Genomic DNA, 15,210 nt, shown 5'->3' with positions numbered 1-15,210 from the left:
CTACTGCCTACTGCCTACTGCCTACTGCCTACTGCCTACTGCCTACTGCCTACTGCCTACTGCCTACTGCCTACTGCCTTCCTGATGCACCCCATCACCACCTCGGCTGCGATATCGCCCGAGGGCCGCTCGGTCGCCATGCGGCGGGCGATCTCGGCAAAGCCCGCCTTTTGCCAGGCGCGCATGCCGGTGTCGGCAAACAGGGCTTCCAGCTGCCGGGCTAGGTTTTCCGGCCGGACATACTGATCGTAGAATTCCGGCACCAGCGCGCGGTCGGATATCAAATTGGGCAGCAGTGCCGACCACGTCGTCACCATATGCTGCAGAATCTGGCGCGCGATCGGGTCGAGTTTGTAGCAGGAAACCATCGGAACGCCTGCGAGCGCCAGTTCCAGCGAAACCGTTCCAGACGCGATCAACGCCGCATCGGCCTTGCCGAAAGCCTGCCATTTGCGCTCCGGCTCGGTGATGATTTCCGGCTTGTCGTCCCAGCTGGCGACCGAGGCCTTCACCGGCTCAGCGACATGCGGCACCGTCGGCAACAGCAAGCGCAGGCGGTGGCCGCGCTGGCGCAGGACCGACATCGTCTTGCCGAACGGCTCGATCAGTCGCCTCACCTCGCCGCGGCGCGAACCGGGCAGCACCAGCAGCGTCTTGACGCGATCGCCGGACAGGTCGCGCGGCATCGCCTGCGCCTTGGCGGCGCCAAGCACGCCCGAATCCTGCGTCAGCCGGTGTCCGACATAGGTGCCGGGCGGCCCGCCAAGGCGGGCGAGCGCCTTCACCTCGAAGGGCAGGATGCAGAGGATGTGATCGACATAGGGCTTCATCGCCACCGCCCTGCCCGGCCGCCAGGCCCATACGCTCGGGCAGACATAGTGGACGATCGGGATGGCCGGATCGGTTGCGCGGACCTTCTTCGCGACGCGCAGCGAGAAATCCGGACTGTCGATGGTGACCAGGCAATCGGGCCGCTCGGCCGCGATCATCGCCGCCGTCTGGCTGATCCGGCGCATCAGCCGCGGCAGGTCGCGCAGCACCGCGCTAAAACCCATCAGCGCGATCTCGCCGCCGTCGAAGAGCGGGTTCAGTCCCAGCTGCTGCAGGTGCCTGCCGCCAATGCCCACGAGCTGAACCTTGCGGCCGGTCGTGCGTTCGAGCGCCCGCACGATGTCGGCGCCGAGCAGATCGCCGGATTCCTCGCCGGCGACGATCGCGATCTTGAGCGGCTTGTCAGCGACCATTGGCCGGCTCTCCATTGGCCATTTTCGTCGCGGGCAGGCCGACAATGAACAGGCCAAGCGCATTGGCGCGAGCAAGCGTAGTCGGACCTTCAAGGATAAGCGAACGGCCGGCTTCGACGGCTATGCCGGCAAGGCCTGCCGCATGAGCGGCCTCAATGGTCTGCGGGCCGATAGTGGGCAAGTCGGCGCGCAATTCCTGGCCCGGCTTGGCGCATTTGACCAGCACGCCGCGCGTCTTGCCGGCCAGCCTGCCGTGGCCGCGCAATTCCCGCGTTCTGTCAAGCAGGCCGGCGGTGCCTTCAATGCCTTCGAGGGCGACGGCTCGACCTCCAATCGCAATCGCAGCCTGTCCGATATCGAGTACGCCGATGGCCTTGGCCGCCTTACGGGCGGCTTCGATGTCACGCCAGTCGGACTGGTTTGGCCCGATCGCCGTCAATGGACCTTCGCCAGCCGTCAGTTCCGGAACGACTTCGTGCGCGCCGACGACCTTGACGCCTCGCTTTTCCAGGCCTCGGGTCAACACCTTCAGCAGGCCGTCGTCGCCGCGTCGCAACGCTCTGACCACGGAGGGAATTATCGCCAGCAGACCAAATGTCGGCTTTATCCTGCTCAGCCGCGGCCTGCGCTTGATCTCGCCGGCCAGGACAAGGTGCGTGATGCCCCGGCGCTTCAGCAACGGAAACAGCAGTCCGATGTCTTCCAGCGCGAGTTTTTCCTGATCGTAGGCCGCGAAGTCCGCCTCGCGGTCGACCTCACCGGCGGCGATGATGATGAAGGGCACGAAACCGTGCTTGACCAGGCCATCGGCGACTTCGACGGGCAGGCTGCCACCGCCGGCAATAATGCCGACCTTCGAGCCCGGCGCGAGTTGGAACGCTGATGCGGCGCGCTCAGGCCTCGTCATCGCCGCTGTCTTCGTCGCCGCCACCTTTGAGCGATGGGACGGCAAAGTGTCGCTTGTCGCGACTGGTGATGAAATCGATGATCTTCATGGCCGTTGGCGATCCGGCGAACTCGGCCTTGGCGAGTTCCACATTCTCACCGACGGTGCGGGAACGATCGAAAATCGTCCTATAAGCTTTGCGCAGCAGGTAGATCTCGGAACGCGGCAGACCGGAGCGTTTGAGACCAATGATGTTCAAGCCGCGCAAGCTGGCGCGGTTGCCGACGGCAATGGCGTAGGGAATGACATCGCCGACAAAAGCCGAGCAGCCGCCGAGAAAGGCGTTGTCGCCGACGCGCACGAATTGGTGAACCGCGCTTAGGCCGCCGATATAGACGTTGTCGCCGATTTCGCAATGTCCGCCGAGCGTCGCGCCATTGGCGAAGGTAGCGTTCTTGCCGACGACGCAATCATGGGCGATGTGGGCGTAGGCGAGGAAGTTGCCGTTGTCGCCGACAGTTGTCTCGCCACGGCTGGTGTCGGTGCCGACATGCATTGTGACGCCTTCACGAATGGTGCAGTTCGCTCCGATGACCAGGGTGGTGCGACCGCCCTTGTGCTTGGTGTTCTGCGGCGGCGCGCCGAGCGTCGCCATTGGATAGACCTTTGTTCCGGCCCCGATGGTCGTGGCGCCCATCACCGACACATGGCTGACCAGCTCCACACGATCGCCAATGATTGCATCGGCGCTGATATGGCAGAAGGGTCCGATGCGGACGCCTTCGCCGAGCCGGGCTCCTTCTTCGACGACCGAGGAAGGATGAATGGATGTCGAGACTTTCATGAGCATTTCGAACCGTCAGCCGGTAACCATCATGGCCGAAACCTCGGCTTCGGCGGCTTTCGCGCCGTCGACCATCGCCTCGCAGGCGAATTTCAGCAGGTTGCCGCGCTTCTTGATCTTTTTGACGTGGATCCTGAGCTGATCGCCCGGAACGACCGGCTTGCGGAATTTCGCGTTGTCGATGGTCATGAAATAAACCAGCGACGGCTTCTCGGTGTTGAGGCTGCGAATGCAGATCGCGCCCGCGGTCTGGGCCATGGCCTCGATGATGAGCACACCGGGCATGACCGGCTGCTGGGGGAAATGGCCCTGGAAATGCGGCTCGTTGATGGTCACGTTCTTGATGCCGACAGCGGACTCGTCGCCGTCTATGTCGACGATGCGATCGATCAGCAGGAATGGATAGCGATGCGGCAGGAGCTTCATAAGCCCCATGATATCGACCGCGTCGAGTGTCGTTGCCACCATATCAGCCATTTCCGTCGCCTTGCTTGCGCGTCCTGGCCATCCTGCGCAGCATCGCTATCTCGCGCATGGCTTCCGCCATGGGCTGCGCCGGGTAACCTCCCCAGACCTCGCCTGCCGGCACGTTGTTCATGAATCCACTTCTCGCAGCAAGCTTGGCCCCTGGTCCGATGGTCAGATGATCGGCAAGGCCGACACCGCCGCCCATGGTGACGTTGTCGCCGACGACGACGGAACCGGAAATACCCGAAAGCCCGGCTATAATGCAATTGCGGCCGATGCGAACATTGTGGGCGATCTGCACCAGATTGTCGATCTTGGTGCCTTGGCCGATGATGGTATCGGACATGGCGCCACGGTCGACGGTCGAATTGGAGCCGATCTCGACATCGTCCTGGATGATGACGCGGCCGATCTGCGGCACGCGTTCAGGTCCTTTGGCGCCGCCGACGAAGCCGAAACCATCCTGGCCGATCCTGGCGCCGCCATGGATGATGACGCGATTGCCGACAAGCGCATATTGAATGCTGGCGCCGGGGCCGATGAAACCGTCGCGGCCGATCTGGCAGGAACGGCCGACAACGGCGTGGGGCGCAATGACCGTGCCGCTGCCGATGGATACGCCAGGGCCGATCACGGCACCAGCCTCTACGATCGCCCCGTCCTCGACATGCGCGGATGGATCGATAAACGCATGCGCCGAGATGCCGGTTTCTCCGGTCATTGGCCCCGGAGTCGCGGCCTGCGGAAACAACAGGCGCCCGACCATCGCGAAAGCCTGTTGCGGACGCGGATGCATGAGCACTGCGATGCCCGGCGGCGCCTTGCTGGCAAAATCGGCAGGGCACAGCACCGCGGCCGCCCTGAGCGACTGCATCAGGGCGAAATTGCGCTTGCCGTCGACAAAGACGAGCGCGCCATTGCCACCCTCGTTGGCGGGAGCCAGCGCCTCGATGGCAATTTCGGCCTGAGCGGAATCGAGCAGGCTGGCGCCGGTCAGATTCGCGACCTCGCCAGCCGTATACCGGCGTGAAGGCGCGAAGAACACCGGATCGGTCATTCCAGAAGCTATATCCAGCTGGGTCGGATCGGTCCACTCCGGGCCGTCAGCCGGCCCGGAACCATCGCAACCACGAAATTAGAAGCGGGTGGCGATACCGAAGTTGAATTCCTGCACGTTGTCGGTCGACTCTTTCTTGACCGGGATCGCATAGTCGATGCGGATCGGGCCGAACGGCGAGGCCCACATCAGGCCGACACCGACCGAGGCGCGCAGCTTCATGCCAGCCGAGTCTGTGTTAACGCCGACAAGGTTGTTGCCGTAAAGCGTGGCCGCATCAGCAAAGACGGCGCCACGCAGACCGAAGCTCTCCGGAATGACCGGCAGCGGGAACTGCGCTTCTGCGGAGGCATTGAAATACGTCGTGCCACCAAGATGGTCGCCGCTGGTGTCGTTGGCAACAGGGCCGATGCCGCCATACTCGAAGCCGCGGATCATGCGATCGTTGCTCTGGAAGAGATCGAAGATACGAAGATCGCCACTGCCGTAGCCCGCGATGTAGCCTGCTCCCCCCGAAACCAGGCCGACGATATCAAGCTGCTCGGACAAGGTCTGGTAGACGCTTGCGCGTCCCGTAAACTTGACCCATTTGGCGTCGCCGCCCAAACCGGCAAACTCGGTCGTGCCGGTGACATAAAGCCCTTCATGCGGGTTCTTCATATCGTCGATGGTGTTGTAGACCAGACCGAGGCTGACCGACGACTTGAGCCAAGGGCTTTCTGCAACGCCTTGCTGGATGGCTTGGGAGATGGTGCACTTGAGCGGGTCATAGATCCCGTTGGTCGTACAATTGTCTGCAAGTGAGTACTTCTCTTGCGAGATATTGTAGGCCAGCTGCGTCGAAATGTTGTCGGTGATCGGCAGGCCGAACCGAACGGTCGCGCCGGTGGTGTCGGTATCGTAGTGATCGTATTCGCGGGTCGACTTGTAGATGTCGAAGCCCGCCGCGATGCGCCGGCCGAGGAAGTAGGGCTCGGTGAAGGAAAGGGCGAAGTCGCGCGAATTCTTGCCGCCGCCGGCCGACAGCTTGATGTACTGGCCACGGCCGAGGAAGTTGCGTTCGGTGATCGAGCCTTCGATGGACGGGCCGGGCGTGTCGCCGCCGGTCGAATAGCCGGCGCCGACCGAGAACTCGCCGGTCGACTTCTCGACCACGGTGACCACGAGCACGACCTGGTCAGGGGCAGAGCCCGGAACCGTCGAAATGTCCACGGACTGGAAGTAATCAAGGTTTTCCAAGCGCTTCTTCGCGCGCTGGATGAGAACCTGGTTGAAGGCGTCGCCTTCGCTGACATCGAATTCGCGACGGATGACATAGTCGCGCGTGCGGTCGTTGCCGCGGATTTCGATGCGCTCGACATAGGCCTTGGTGCCCTGGTCGATGGTGTATACGACCGAAATGGTGTGGTTCTCGAAATTACGGTCGCCGCGCGGCGTCACCTGGGCGAAGGCATAGCCCGAGCCCGCGACCTTCTCGGTCAAGGCGACGATCGAATCCTCGACGTCCTTGGCGTTGTAGACGTCGCCCTTGTGGGTCTCGACCGCGGATTCCAGCGACTTCGAGTCAACCTCGGGAATGGTGCTTTCCACGCTGACGTCGCCGAACGTATAGCGATCGCCTTCCTGTACGGTGATGGTGACCGTGTATTTGTTGGTGGTATCGTCGAGCTCGCCGACGGCCGAGACGACCTGGAAGTCGGCATAGCCGTGATTGTAGTAGAAGCGGCGCAGCAGCTCCTGGTCGGCGCGCAGCTTGTCCTCGTCATAGACGTCGTCGCGCAGCACGAAGGAGAGCCACGACGAGCGCTTGGTGTTGATGACGTCCGACAGACGGCGGCTGGAATAAGCGTGATTGCCGACGAAATTGATCGCCGCGATCTGGGTACGGCCGCCTTCGTTGATGTTGAAGACCACGTTCACGCGGTTGTCGCCGAGATCCATGATCTGCGTGGTCACCGCGGCGTCGTCGCGGCCGATGCGCTTGTAGGCGGCTTTGACCGACTCGACATCGGCATCGAGCGCCTGCTGCGAGAAGGTCGCGCGCGGCTTCAGCTGGATGGCGGCCTGGAGCGCGTTGTCCTTCAGCTTCTTGTTGCCCTGGAACAGGACCTGGTTGACGACCTTGTATTCCGAAACCTTGACGACCAGGCTCGAACCGACCTGGTTGATCTGAACGTCCGAGAACAGACCGGTGCCGAACAGCGCCTTGACGGCGTCGTCGATATCGGAGCTGGAGAAAGGCTTGCCCGGCTTGATCGAAATGTAATTGCGGATGGTTTCCGCATCGACCCGCTGGTTGCCGCTGACCTCGACACGCGAAATGACCGCGGCCTCGGCCACCGACGTGGCGGCGAACTGCACTGCGAGCGCGCCTGGTACGACCAGAGCGGCGGACAAAGCCGCCGCGGAAGCGGCGCTCAGAAACTTGGATGCTGCCTTCATCGGGCTTTTGTACCTTTTTCTCGTAGTCCCCACGGCGAGAAAACCGGACGTGCGGTATTTTCCCTTACCGTATTAACCGGATTTTCCCTACACGCAAGGCTCCCGGTTAATTTGTATTTACTTAACCGTACCGCGTGGCTTTCGCGTCACGCATATCCCCACGCATGGTAAACGGCATCTCAATATGACCGGGGCTGAAGCCAAATTTCTTCATGATTTCAGCACCCAAACAGATCGTTCCAAAACACGAAGCCCATGAAGCCGAGCACCAGGAACAGCCCGGCCCGGTAGGCCATCTCCATCATTCGCTCCGAAACGGGCCGCCGTATGATGGCCTCCACGCCGTAGAACAAGAGGTGGCCGCCGTCGAGAGGGGGAATCGGCAGGAGATTGAGAAATCCTATCCCGACTGACAGAAATGCAACAAGCTGCACCAGCCACTCGAAGCCGAGCTTGGCTGCCTGACCCGACATCTTCGCGATCTTGATCGGACCGCCCAGCTGGCATTTGTCCTCGCGTCCAAGCGCAAAACGTTGCAGGAACTGGCCGGTGCGCTCGATTACATGCCCGGTTTCCTCCACCGCCGCCACTACGGCGCCGGCCGGCGTATAGGAGATCAGGCGCGGCTGGCCGAGCTCGGCGTTGTTGACGACACCGATCACCGCGACCTTGATCTTGTTGCCCAGCGCATCCTGCTGCTCCATCGGCTCCGGCGTGGCCGTAACGTCGATTTCCTTGCCGTCGCGCAGCATGGTGAAGGCGATGGCGTCGCCCGCCCGGCCCGAAACCAGCCGCTGCACGTCGGCGAAGGTCTCCACCTTGCTGCCGTCGACTTTGACGAATCGGTCGCCTGGCTGGATTCCAGCCTTTTCCGCTGGGCTGCCCTTGGTGACTTCGGCGACTGTCGGCTCCAGGACCGGACGGCCATAAAGCGAAAACAGCACCGCGAACACGGCGATCGTCAGCAGGAAATTGAACAGCGGCCCCGCAACGACGGTAGCGGCGCGCTTCCAGATGGGTTGCGTGTGGAAGGCGACCTCGCGCTCGGCTTCCGTCAGCAATTCGAACTCTTCCGTGCTCGGCTGGCTCGATGTCGCGTTCATGTCGCCGACAAATTTGACGTAGCCGCCAAGCGGAATGGCGCAGAGCTTCCAGCGCGTGCCGCGGCGGTCGTAGAAACCGAAGATCTCAGGGCCGAAGCCGATGGAAAAAGCCTTCACGCCGATGCCGCACCATCGGCCGATCAGATAGTGGCCCATCTCATGGACGAACACGACCACGGTCAGCACGAACAGGAACGGCACCAGCGTGCCAAGGACGAAGCCTTGTGTGCTGAAGACCGCGTGAAAGATGTCGTCCAAGTCATGCCCTCAAATTCGCCCGCACGCGACACTCCACCGCGACTGTGGCATCAATCCGGGCGAATCCGTGGCGCGCGCCATTTTTCGCCCTACTGCTGCGTCGTTCAGTTCGGAAACAGCCCCAGTGCCGGATGCTCGGCGCCCGCCGCGATCCAGCCCAAGACGTACAGCGCGAACGCGGCCGCGACAAGCCCGTCCACCCTGTCCATGACGCCGCCATGGCCGGGAATGAGATTGCTGGAATCCTTGGCGCCGTGCCGGCGCTTGACCCATGATTCGAACAGATCGCCGATCTGCGAAACGATCGAAAGCGCTAGGGCAACGAGGCCAAGCTGGACGAGATTGCCGGCCCCGGCCGCAACCGCCAGCAGCAAGCCGGCGACAACGCCGCCGGCCGCGCCGCCCAGCGCGCCGCTCTGCGTCTTGCCGGGCGAGATCGACGGCGCGAGCTTCGGGCCGCCGACCGCGCGGCCGACGAAATAGGCCGCAATGTCGGTCGCCCAGACCACGGCGAACAGGAAGAGAATCGCAATCAGTCCGGAATGATTGTCGTCACGGACATAGGCGAGCGAAAAGCCGGAAAGAGCCGCATAGGCCAGTCCAGGGGCTTCCCACGGCGCAGGCCCTCCCACGCGGGCGGCAATGGCCGCGACCGCCACAAGGATCGCCACAAGCAAGAGCAGCCACAAAGCCGGCACGCCGGCGATCAGCGCGCCGATGAAAACCAGAATCAGCGCTTCCGGCAGGAAGCCGAGAGCCGCCCCGCTCGCGGGACGCGCCATGCGCGTCCATTCATAGAAGATCAGCGCCGCTATTCCCGCGCAGAACAGCCGAAACGGCAATCCGCCGAGCCAGGTGAGCGCAAGCGTCAGCACCGCCATCACGATTGCCGAGATGACGCGCTGCTTGAGATTGCTCATGCGTTGCGGCGCCTAAAGCGCGACGTCGCGGGCGGCAAGCCCGCCGAAGCGTCGTTCTCGGCCGGCAAAGTCGCGCAAGGCGTCGGCCAGGTGCTCGCGGCTGAAGTCCGGCCAATAGCAAGGCAGGAAGATGAGCTCGCTATAGGCAGCCTGCCAGAGAAGGAAGTTCGACAGCCTGAGCTCGCCGCTGGTTCGGATCACCAGCTCGGGATCGGGAATGCCCTTTGTGTCGAGCGACGCGGCAAAACTTTCCGCCGTGATCGCGTCGCTCGCCATGTCGCCGCGCGCGACGGCATCCGCCAGCCTGCGCGCCGTGCGGACGATCTCGTCGCGGCCGCCATAGTTGAAGGCGATCACCAGCGTCAGCGATTCGTTGTCGGCGGTCAGCGATTCGGCCTCTTGCAACAGCCCTCTGATATCGGGCTGCAGCCCCTCTTTGTCGCCGATCACCCTCACCCGCACGCCGTTCTGGTGCAGTTCCGCGAGATCGCGGCGGATGAATAGCTTCAAAAGCCCCATGAGGTCGCTGACCTCGGATTTCGGCCGCGACCAGTTCTCCGAGGAAAAGGCGTAGACGGTCAGGTAGGATATGCCGAGCCCGGGCGCGGCGCGAACCGTCTTGCGCAGCGCCTCGACGCCGGCGCGGTGCCCGGCAAGGCGCGGCAGGCCGCGCGCCTTGGCCCAGCGTCCGTTTCCATCCATGATGATCGCGACATGCGCGGGCGTTGCCATGGTCTCGCTTTCGGGCCGGAAAACCCGACCCTAAACCTGCATGATTTCAGCTTCCTTATCGGAAAGCAGGTGATCGATGGTGCTGATCGTCTCGTCCGTCAGCTTCTGCACCTGGTCGGAGCGCTTGCGCTGATCGTCCTCGCTGATGGTGCCGTCCTTTTCCGCCTTCTTGAGGAAATCCATGCCGTCGCGCCGCACATGGCGCGCCGCGACGCGGGCGTTCTCGGCGTAGCCGTGCGAAATCTTGACCAGTTCCTTGCGGCGCTGCTCGTTCAGCTCCGGCAGCGGAATCCTGAGATTGGTGCCGTCGACGATCGGGTTGAAGCCGAGATTGGCTTCGCGGATGGCGCGGTCGACGGCGCTGACCATCGATTTGTCCCAGACCGAGACCGAAATCATGCGCGGCTCCGGCACCGTCACATTAGCCACCTGGTTGATCGGCATCGTCGTGCCGTAGGCCTGGACCTGGACGGCATCGAGCAGGTTGCTGGACGCGCGGCCGGTGCGCAGCGAGGCCAGATCGTGCTTGAAGGCGGCGATCGCTCCGTCCATGCGTCGCTTCAGGTCTTCGAACTCGCCACTCATGATCATCTCCTCGACCCGTTCGCCGGGTTCAATGCTTGTGCCGTCGTCCCGTCCGCGGTTCCGTCTGACGGATCCCGGCCTCGGTTATTTGTCCGCGACGACCGTGCAATGGCCGCCGCCCCTCAGAATATCGCCGAAACCACCTTTTTCGTGGATCGAATAGACGATTATCGGAATGTTGTTTTCACGCGCAAGTGCAATCGCGGCGGTATCCATGATCGCAAGCCCGCGTTTGATGACTTCCGCGTGGCTGATGCGGTCGAAACGGACCGCGTTCGGGTCCTTCTTGGGGTCAGCCGAATAGACCCCGTCGACCTGCGTGCCCTTGAACAGCGCATCGGCGCCGATCTCGGCGGCGCGAAGAGCCGCGGCCGAATCGGTGGTGAAGAACGGATTGCCGGTGCCGCCGGCAAAGATGACCACCTTGCCCTGGTTCATGTAGGCGGTCGCCTGGCGCTGCGAAAAGCTCTCGCAAAGTTCCGGCATGGCGATCGCCGAAAGCACGACGGCGTCGACGCCGATCTTGTTGAGCGAGGTGCGCAGCGCCAGCGAATTGATGACGGTGGCGAGCATGCCCATGTGATCGCCGGTGACGCGGTCGCCGCCCTTCGAGGCCACGGCGACGCCGCGGAAGATGTTGCCGCCGCCGATGACGACACCCACTTCGACGCCCAGCGCGCGCGCCTCGGCAATGTCGGCGGCGATGCGGTCGACCACGGAGACGTCGATGCCGAAATGCTGCTCGCCCATCAACGCTTCGCCGGAAGCTTTCAGCACGACACGTCGATAGAGGGGCTTCACCGTCATCTGGATCCTCGAATATCTCGGCGCGGCAATTTTGGAGGCAAAACCGCCCCCGCTTCATCCGGCGATGCTGTCATGACGGGTTGACCCGATACACGAAGGGCGCGGCGATGTCACGCCGCGCCCTCGTGCAAAATCCCAGGCTTTTTCGGTCAGTTGCTGCCTTTTGATCAGTTGCCGCCTCTTCAGTTGCTTGAGATGCTGACCGCCTCGCCTTCGATCATGACCGCGGGCGAATAACCGGCCGGCTTGTCGCCAGTCACGGCTCCGCCGGTCACCCGGACCTGGATTTCCGAGCCGAAATAAGAATGCGGGAACGGCGCGCGCGTGGCGCTGACCTTTTCCAGCCGCGCGCGAAGTTCTGCAGGAATCGAAAAGTCGAGCGCGCCGAGATTATCCTCGAGCTGCGCAAGCTTCGTCGCTCCGAGGATGACGGAAGCGATGCCCGGCTGCGTCGCCGCCCAGTTGAGCGCGACTTGAGCCATGCTGCGGCCGAGCTCGGCGGCCACCTTTTCGAGTTCGGCCACGATCGCCCAGTTGCGGTCGCTGAATTTCTGGAAGCCGGGATGCGTGGTGTTGCGAAAACCGTCAAGCCGTCCGGCATTGCCGTCCTGTGTCGGCTTGTATTTTCCGCTCAGCAGGCCGCTGGCCAGAGGGCTCCACACCATGATGCCGGCGCCGTGACGGGTGGCAAAGGGCACATATTCATGTTCGATCGTGCGTTCTGCCAGCGAATATTCGAGCTGCAGTGCCGAGACCGGTTCGTAGCCGCGCAGTTCCGCGATCGCCTGGGCGCGGCCGGCATACCAGGCCGGCACGTCGGAGAGGCCGATATGGCGCACCTTACCGGCGCGAACGAGGTCGTCAAGCGTGCGCAGCACCTCCTCGGCCGGGGTGATCCTGTCCCAGACATGCAGAAGGTAAAGGTCGATATAGTCGGTGCCGAGCCGTTTCAGCGAGGCTTCGACGGCCCGCATGATGTTCTTGCGGCCATTGCCGCCGGCATTCGGATTGCCCGGTTCCGAGTTGAAGGTGAATTTGGTGGCAATCACTGCCCTGTCGCGCAGGCCGCGCTCGGCGACGAACTCGCCGAGCCAGGTCTCGGCGGTGCCGCCGGTGTAGAGATCAGCGGTGTCGAAGAAGTTGCCGCCCGCTTCGACATAGGCGTCGAACATCGCGCGGGCAGTGTCCCTGTCAGCACCCCAGCCCCATTCGGTGCCGAAGGTCATGGTGCCGAGAGCCAGCCGGCTGACGCGCAACCCGCTGTTGCCAAGCATGTAATAGGTCATGCTCATGTTCTCCGATCGTGTCTGCTTATTGGCCGGGAGTCGCCTTGACCCAGGGATTGCCGCGCTCATGCGTCATCCGGAACGTGAAGCCGTCGACCTTCCAGCCGGTGCCGGAATGCGTCAGGTGGTGCTCGTAGGTGCCCCAGACTTCCCAGAGCGGGTCGCCATTTCCTTCCATCCGGTTCCAGGCATAGCCGTTGGAGCGGACCGTCGCCGCACCGGCGTCGAAGGACACCTGATGGTTGGTGCGCAGATGCAGGCTGGTCTTGCTGCCTTTGAGGTTGCCCGCCCAGGCGCCGATCAGGTCGTCCGAGGCGATGTTGGCCGCAGGCTGTCCAGACAGAGTGCTGAAGTCTGCGGTCACCCGATCCGCAAAGTAGCTGCGGGCAAGCGTCCAGTCCTGCGCGTCGACGGCACGGTCGATGGCATCGGCAATGCGGATGACGGCGCGCTCATCGGCAAGCGCCCGCCAGTCGGACGGTTCTGCCCCGCCGGCGTCGATCGGGGCCAGCGCCATGCCTGCCGCGAAAGTGATGTGCCTCAACGCATTCATCTTTTTTCTCCCTTGTGCATCAGCCCGCCGCCGATATCTGGAGACAATGTGGACCGGCGCGCCAGCAACGAGAAGATTGCATTGTTCGCATGGACCATGCGATATCGTTCATGAATGGATCGCGACCTGCTTAGCCATCTTCCGGTCATCGTCGCTGTCGCGCGACGCGGCGGCTTTGCGCTTGCCGCGGCCGAGCTCGGCATGAGCGCTTCGGCGGTGAGCCACGCGGTGCGGCTGGTGGAAGAGCGCATCGGCCAACCGCTGTTTGCGCGCACGACACGCAGCGTTTCGCTGACCGAGGCAGGCAAGGCGCTGGTGGAGACGGCGGCCCCCGCCCTGCAGGACATCGCCGAGCGGATGGACCGGATCCGCGGCGTGAAGGGAAGGCCGGCCGGCCTGCTCAGGATCAACGCCTCCAACATAGCGATCCCCCTGGCGGTGACGCCGGTGGTCGCGGCCATGGCCGAACGCTATCCCGACGTGACGGTCGAGATCGTTGCCGACCAGGGACTTATCGATATCGTCGGCGAAGGTTTCGACGCCGGCATCCGGTTGGGCGAGATGATCGCGCAGGACATGGTCACCGTCAGGATGACGCCGCCGTTCAAGGCCGTGATCGTCGCCTCTCCCGCCTATGTCGGCAAGCACGGCCGTCCGCGCGACGTAGCCGATCTCGCCAATCACAACTGCGTCGGCTACCGGCTGGTCCGATCGGGCGCGCTTTACCGCTGGGATTTGAACGACAGCGGCAAGGATGTCGTCGTCGAAACGCGCGGCACGGCCATCGTCACGGATTCGCTTGGCGCCATCGATCTGGCGCTGGCCGGCCTCGGGCTCGCCTACGTCTTCGAGCCGCTGGTGCGCGCCGACTTGGCAGCCGGCCGTCTCGTCCAGATCCTGCCGCGGACGGCGATCGAGGAGCCCGGTCTTTTCCTTTACTTTCCGCGTCGCGCATCGATGGCGCCGAAGCTCAGGGCCTTTATCGACACCGCACAAGAAATCGGCCGAGCATCCATGCGGACACCCGGCCGAGTTGCCTGAGCTCGTGAGCTCTTCACCTTAAGGAAACGCTGCGCGCTCCCCCTCGGATCGGAGCTATTTCTTGACCGCGGCCGCGACTTCCGCCGCGAAATCGGTCGTTTCCTTCTCGATGCCTTCGCCCAGCGCGAAGCGCAGATAGGAGGTGATCTTCGCCGGAGCGCCGATCTCCTTCTCGGCATCCTTCAGCGCCTTCTCGACGGTGATGTCGGGATTGAGCACGAAGGCCTGCTTCAAAAGCACCACCTCTTCGTAGAACTTGCGCAGGCGGCCCTCGACCATCTTCTCGATGATGGCTTCCGGCTTGCCCGACTGGCGCGCCTGGTCGGAGAAGATCGCCTTCTCGCGCTCGACCAGCGCCGGGTCGACTTCCTCGGCGCTCAGCGCGACCGGGTTGCTGGCGGCGACATGCATCGCCACCTGGCGGGCAAAGGCGTTGGCCGCATGCTCGTTGCCGGTGGTCTCGATCGCGACCAGCACGCCGAGCTTGCCCAGCCCATCGGCAACCGCGTTGTGCACATAGGTCGCCACCGCGCCATGCGGCACGGCGAGCTTCGCCGAGCGGCGGAAATTGATGTTCTCGCCGATGGTGCCGACCGCGTCCTTGACGGTCTCGGTGACAGTCTTGTCGGAGCCCGGATACTTGGCCGCGGCAACCGCCTCGGTCGCACCATAGGCGAGCGCGACCTTCGCGACATTGCGGACCAGTTCCTGGAACTGCTCGTTGCGGGCGACGAAATCGGTCTCGGAATTGACTTCGACAACCGCGGCCTCACGCACGCCGGCATCGACGCCGATCAGGCCCTCAGCGGCGGTGCGCCCGGCCTTCTTGTCGGCCTTCGAGATACCCTTCTTGCGCAGCCAGTCGACGGCCGCTTCCATGTCGCCGTTGGTTTCGTTCAACGCCGCCTTGCAGTCCATCATGCCCGCGCCGGTCAAGTCGCGGAGTTCTTTGACCTGTGCAGCCGAAATCGTCATTGTCGCCTC

At 63.4% G+C, this 15,210-nt stretch carries 15 protein-coding genes; 1 reads left to right on the top strand and 14 read right to left on the bottom strand.

Annotated features, from left to right (window positions below):
• Positions 1 to 56 precede the first annotated feature (56 nt).
• The 13 genes from lpxB to FJ430_RS20210 all read right to left on the bottom strand — a co-directional run bounded on the left by lpxB (position 57) and on the right by FJ430_RS20210 (position 13,185).
• A complete protein-coding gene (gene lpxB, locus FJ430_RS20270) occupies positions 57 to 1,244 on the bottom strand; it encodes a lipid-A-disaccharide synthase (protein WP_140708815.1) in 1,188 nt (395 codons plus the stop codon).
• On the bottom strand, positions 1,234 to 2,151 hold the full coding sequence (locus FJ430_RS20265; RefSeq protein ID WP_140708813.1) for an LpxI family protein: 918 nt from the start codon (positions 2,149 to 2,151) through the stop codon (positions 1,234 to 1,236). Before FJ430_RS20265 ends, lpxB begins: the two co-directional genes overlap by 11 nt.
• A complete protein-coding gene (lpxA, locus tag FJ430_RS20260; protein WP_140708811.1) occupies positions 2,138 to 2,974 on the bottom strand; it encodes an acyl-ACP--UDP-N-acetylglucosamine O-acyltransferase in 837 nt (278 codons plus the stop codon). The genes FJ430_RS20265 and lpxA overlap by 14 nt, the downstream gene beginning before the upstream one ends.
• A 15-nt stretch (positions 2,975 to 2,989) precedes the next feature.
• Positions 2,990 to 3,451 (bottom strand): 3-hydroxyacyl-ACP dehydratase FabZ, encoded by a 462-nt coding sequence (gene fabZ / locus FJ430_RS20255; RefSeq protein WP_140642679.1) that lies wholly within the window; start codon positions 3,449 to 3,451, stop codon positions 2,990 to 2,992.
• Complete coding sequence (gene lpxD, locus FJ430_RS20250; RefSeq protein ID WP_140708809.1) at positions 3,444 to 4,499, bottom strand: UDP-3-O-(3-hydroxymyristoyl)glucosamine N-acyltransferase; 1,056 nt, start codon at positions 4,497 to 4,499, stop codon at positions 3,444 to 3,446. Before lpxD ends, fabZ begins: the two co-directional genes overlap by 8 nt.
• 78 nt (positions 4,500 to 4,577) lie before the next feature.
• Positions 4,578 to 6,941, bottom strand: a complete 2,364-nt coding sequence (gene bamA / locus FJ430_RS20245) for an outer membrane protein assembly factor BamA (RefSeq protein ID WP_140708807.1) — start codon at positions 6,939 to 6,941, stop codon at positions 4,578 to 4,580.
• Between the two features lie 218 nt (positions 6,942 to 7,159).
• Entirely contained in the window at positions 7,160 to 8,302 is a 1,143-nt protein-coding gene (gene rseP, locus FJ430_RS20240) for an RIP metalloprotease RseP (RefSeq protein WP_140708805.1), read from the bottom strand.
• 104 nt (positions 8,303 to 8,406) lie between these two features.
• A complete protein-coding gene (locus tag FJ430_RS20235) occupies positions 8,407 to 9,222 on the bottom strand; it encodes a phosphatidate cytidylyltransferase (RefSeq protein WP_140653099.1) in 816 nt (271 codons plus the stop codon).
• Positions 9,223 to 9,234: 12 nt separating this feature from the next.
• Positions 9,235 to 9,954 (bottom strand): isoprenyl transferase, encoded by a 720-nt coding sequence (locus FJ430_RS20230; RefSeq protein ID WP_140653097.1) that lies wholly within the window; start codon positions 9,952 to 9,954, stop codon positions 9,235 to 9,237.
• Positions 9,955 to 9,984: 30 nt separating this feature from the next.
• A complete protein-coding gene (frr, locus tag FJ430_RS20225) occupies positions 9,985 to 10,539 on the bottom strand; it encodes a ribosome recycling factor (protein ID WP_140642694.1) in 555 nt (184 codons plus the stop codon).
• Between the two features lie 84 nt (positions 10,540 to 10,623).
• Entirely contained in the window at positions 10,624 to 11,346 is a 723-nt protein-coding gene (pyrH, locus tag FJ430_RS20220; RefSeq protein WP_095765617.1) for a UMP kinase, read from the bottom strand.
• A gap of 182 nt (positions 11,347 to 11,528) precedes the next feature.
• The gene (locus FJ430_RS20215) at positions 11,529 to 12,638 is read right to left on the bottom strand and encodes an aldo/keto reductase (protein WP_140708802.1); all 1,110 of its coding nucleotides are present in this window, start codon (positions 12,636 to 12,638) and stop codon (positions 11,529 to 11,531) included.
• 19 nt (positions 12,639 to 12,657) lie between these two features.
• Positions 12,658 to 13,185 carry a nuclear transport factor 2 family protein gene (locus FJ430_RS20210; protein ID WP_140708800.1) on the bottom strand — a complete coding sequence of 176 codons (528 nt, stop codon included), beginning with the start codon at positions 13,183 to 13,185 and terminating at the stop codon, positions 12,658 to 12,660.
• A gap of 114 nt (positions 13,186 to 13,299) precedes the next feature.
• Here FJ430_RS20210 and FJ430_RS20205 point away from each other — a divergent pair, with 114 nt between their 5' ends.
• Positions 13,300 to 14,226 carry a LysR family transcriptional regulator gene (locus FJ430_RS20205; RefSeq protein ID WP_140708798.1) on the top strand — a complete coding sequence of 309 codons (927 nt, stop codon included), beginning with the start codon at positions 13,300 to 13,302 and terminating at the stop codon, positions 14,224 to 14,226.
• 54 nt (positions 14,227 to 14,280) lie between these two features.
• On the opposite strand, the gene tsf is transcribed toward FJ430_RS20205, so the two are convergent.
• Positions 14,281 to 15,201: a translation elongation factor Ts gene (gene tsf / locus FJ430_RS20200; RefSeq protein WP_140708796.1), complete on the bottom strand. Its 921-nt coding sequence runs from the start codon at positions 15,199 to 15,201 to the stop codon at positions 14,281 to 14,283.
• Positions 15,202 to 15,210 lie beyond the last annotated feature (9 nt).

The organism is Mesorhizobium sp. B2-8-5 (assembly GCF_006440675.2).
Lineage (GTDB): Bacteria > Pseudomonadota > Alphaproteobacteria > Rhizobiales > Rhizobiaceae > Mesorhizobium.
This window is presented reverse-complemented; position numbering and strand designations above follow the sequence as displayed.

Bases quoted from the DNA above. Each gene is read 5' to 3' on its own strand.
- lpxB (WP_140708815.1), bottom strand. From the start codon at position 1,244: ATGGTCGCTGACAAGCCGCTCAAGATCGCGATCGTCGCCGGCGAGGAA.
- FJ430_RS20265 (WP_140708813.1), bottom strand. From the start codon at position 2,151: ATGACGAGGCCTGAGCGCGCCGCATCAGCGTTCCAACTCGCGCCGGGC.
- lpxA (WP_140708811.1), bottom strand. From the start codon at position 2,974: ATGAAAGTCTCGACATCCATTCATCCTTCCTCGGTCGTCGAAGAAGGA.
- fabZ (WP_140642679.1), bottom strand. From the start codon at position 3,451: ATGGCTGATATGGTGGCAACGACACTCGACGCGGTCGATATCATGGGG.
- lpxD (WP_140708809.1), bottom strand. From the start codon at position 4,499: ATGACCGATCCGGTGTTCTTCGCGCCTTCACGCCGGTATACGGCTGGC.
- bamA (WP_140708807.1), bottom strand. From the start codon at position 6,941: ATGAAGGCAGCATCCAAGTTTCTGAGCGCCGCTTCCGCGGCGGCTTTG.
- FJ430_RS20235 (WP_140653099.1), bottom strand. From the start codon at position 9,222: ATGAGCAATCTCAAGCAGCGCGTCATCTCGGCAATCGTGATGGCGGTG.
- FJ430_RS20230 (WP_140653097.1), bottom strand. From the start codon at position 9,954: ATGGCAACGCCCGCGCATGTCGCGATCATCATGGATGGAAACGGACGC.
- frr (WP_140642694.1), bottom strand. From the start codon at position 10,539: ATGAGTGGCGAGTTCGAAGACCTGAAGCGACGCATGGACGGAGCGATC.
- pyrH (WP_095765617.1), bottom strand. From the start codon at position 11,346: ATGACGGTGAAGCCCCTCTATCGACGTGTCGTGCTGAAAGCTTCCGGC.
- FJ430_RS20215 (WP_140708802.1), bottom strand. From the start codon at position 12,638: ATGAGCATGACCTATTACATGCTTGGCAACAGCGGGTTGCGCGTCAGC.
- FJ430_RS20210 (WP_140708800.1), bottom strand. From the start codon at position 13,185: ATGAATGCGTTGAGGCACATCACTTTCGCGGCAGGCATGGCGCTGGCC.
- FJ430_RS20205 (WP_140708798.1), top strand. From the start codon at position 13,300: ATGGATCGCGACCTGCTTAGCCATCTTCCGGTCATCGTCGCTGTCGCG.
- tsf (WP_140708796.1), bottom strand. From the start codon at position 15,201: ATGACGATTTCGGCTGCACAGGTCAAAGAACTCCGCGACTTGACCGGC.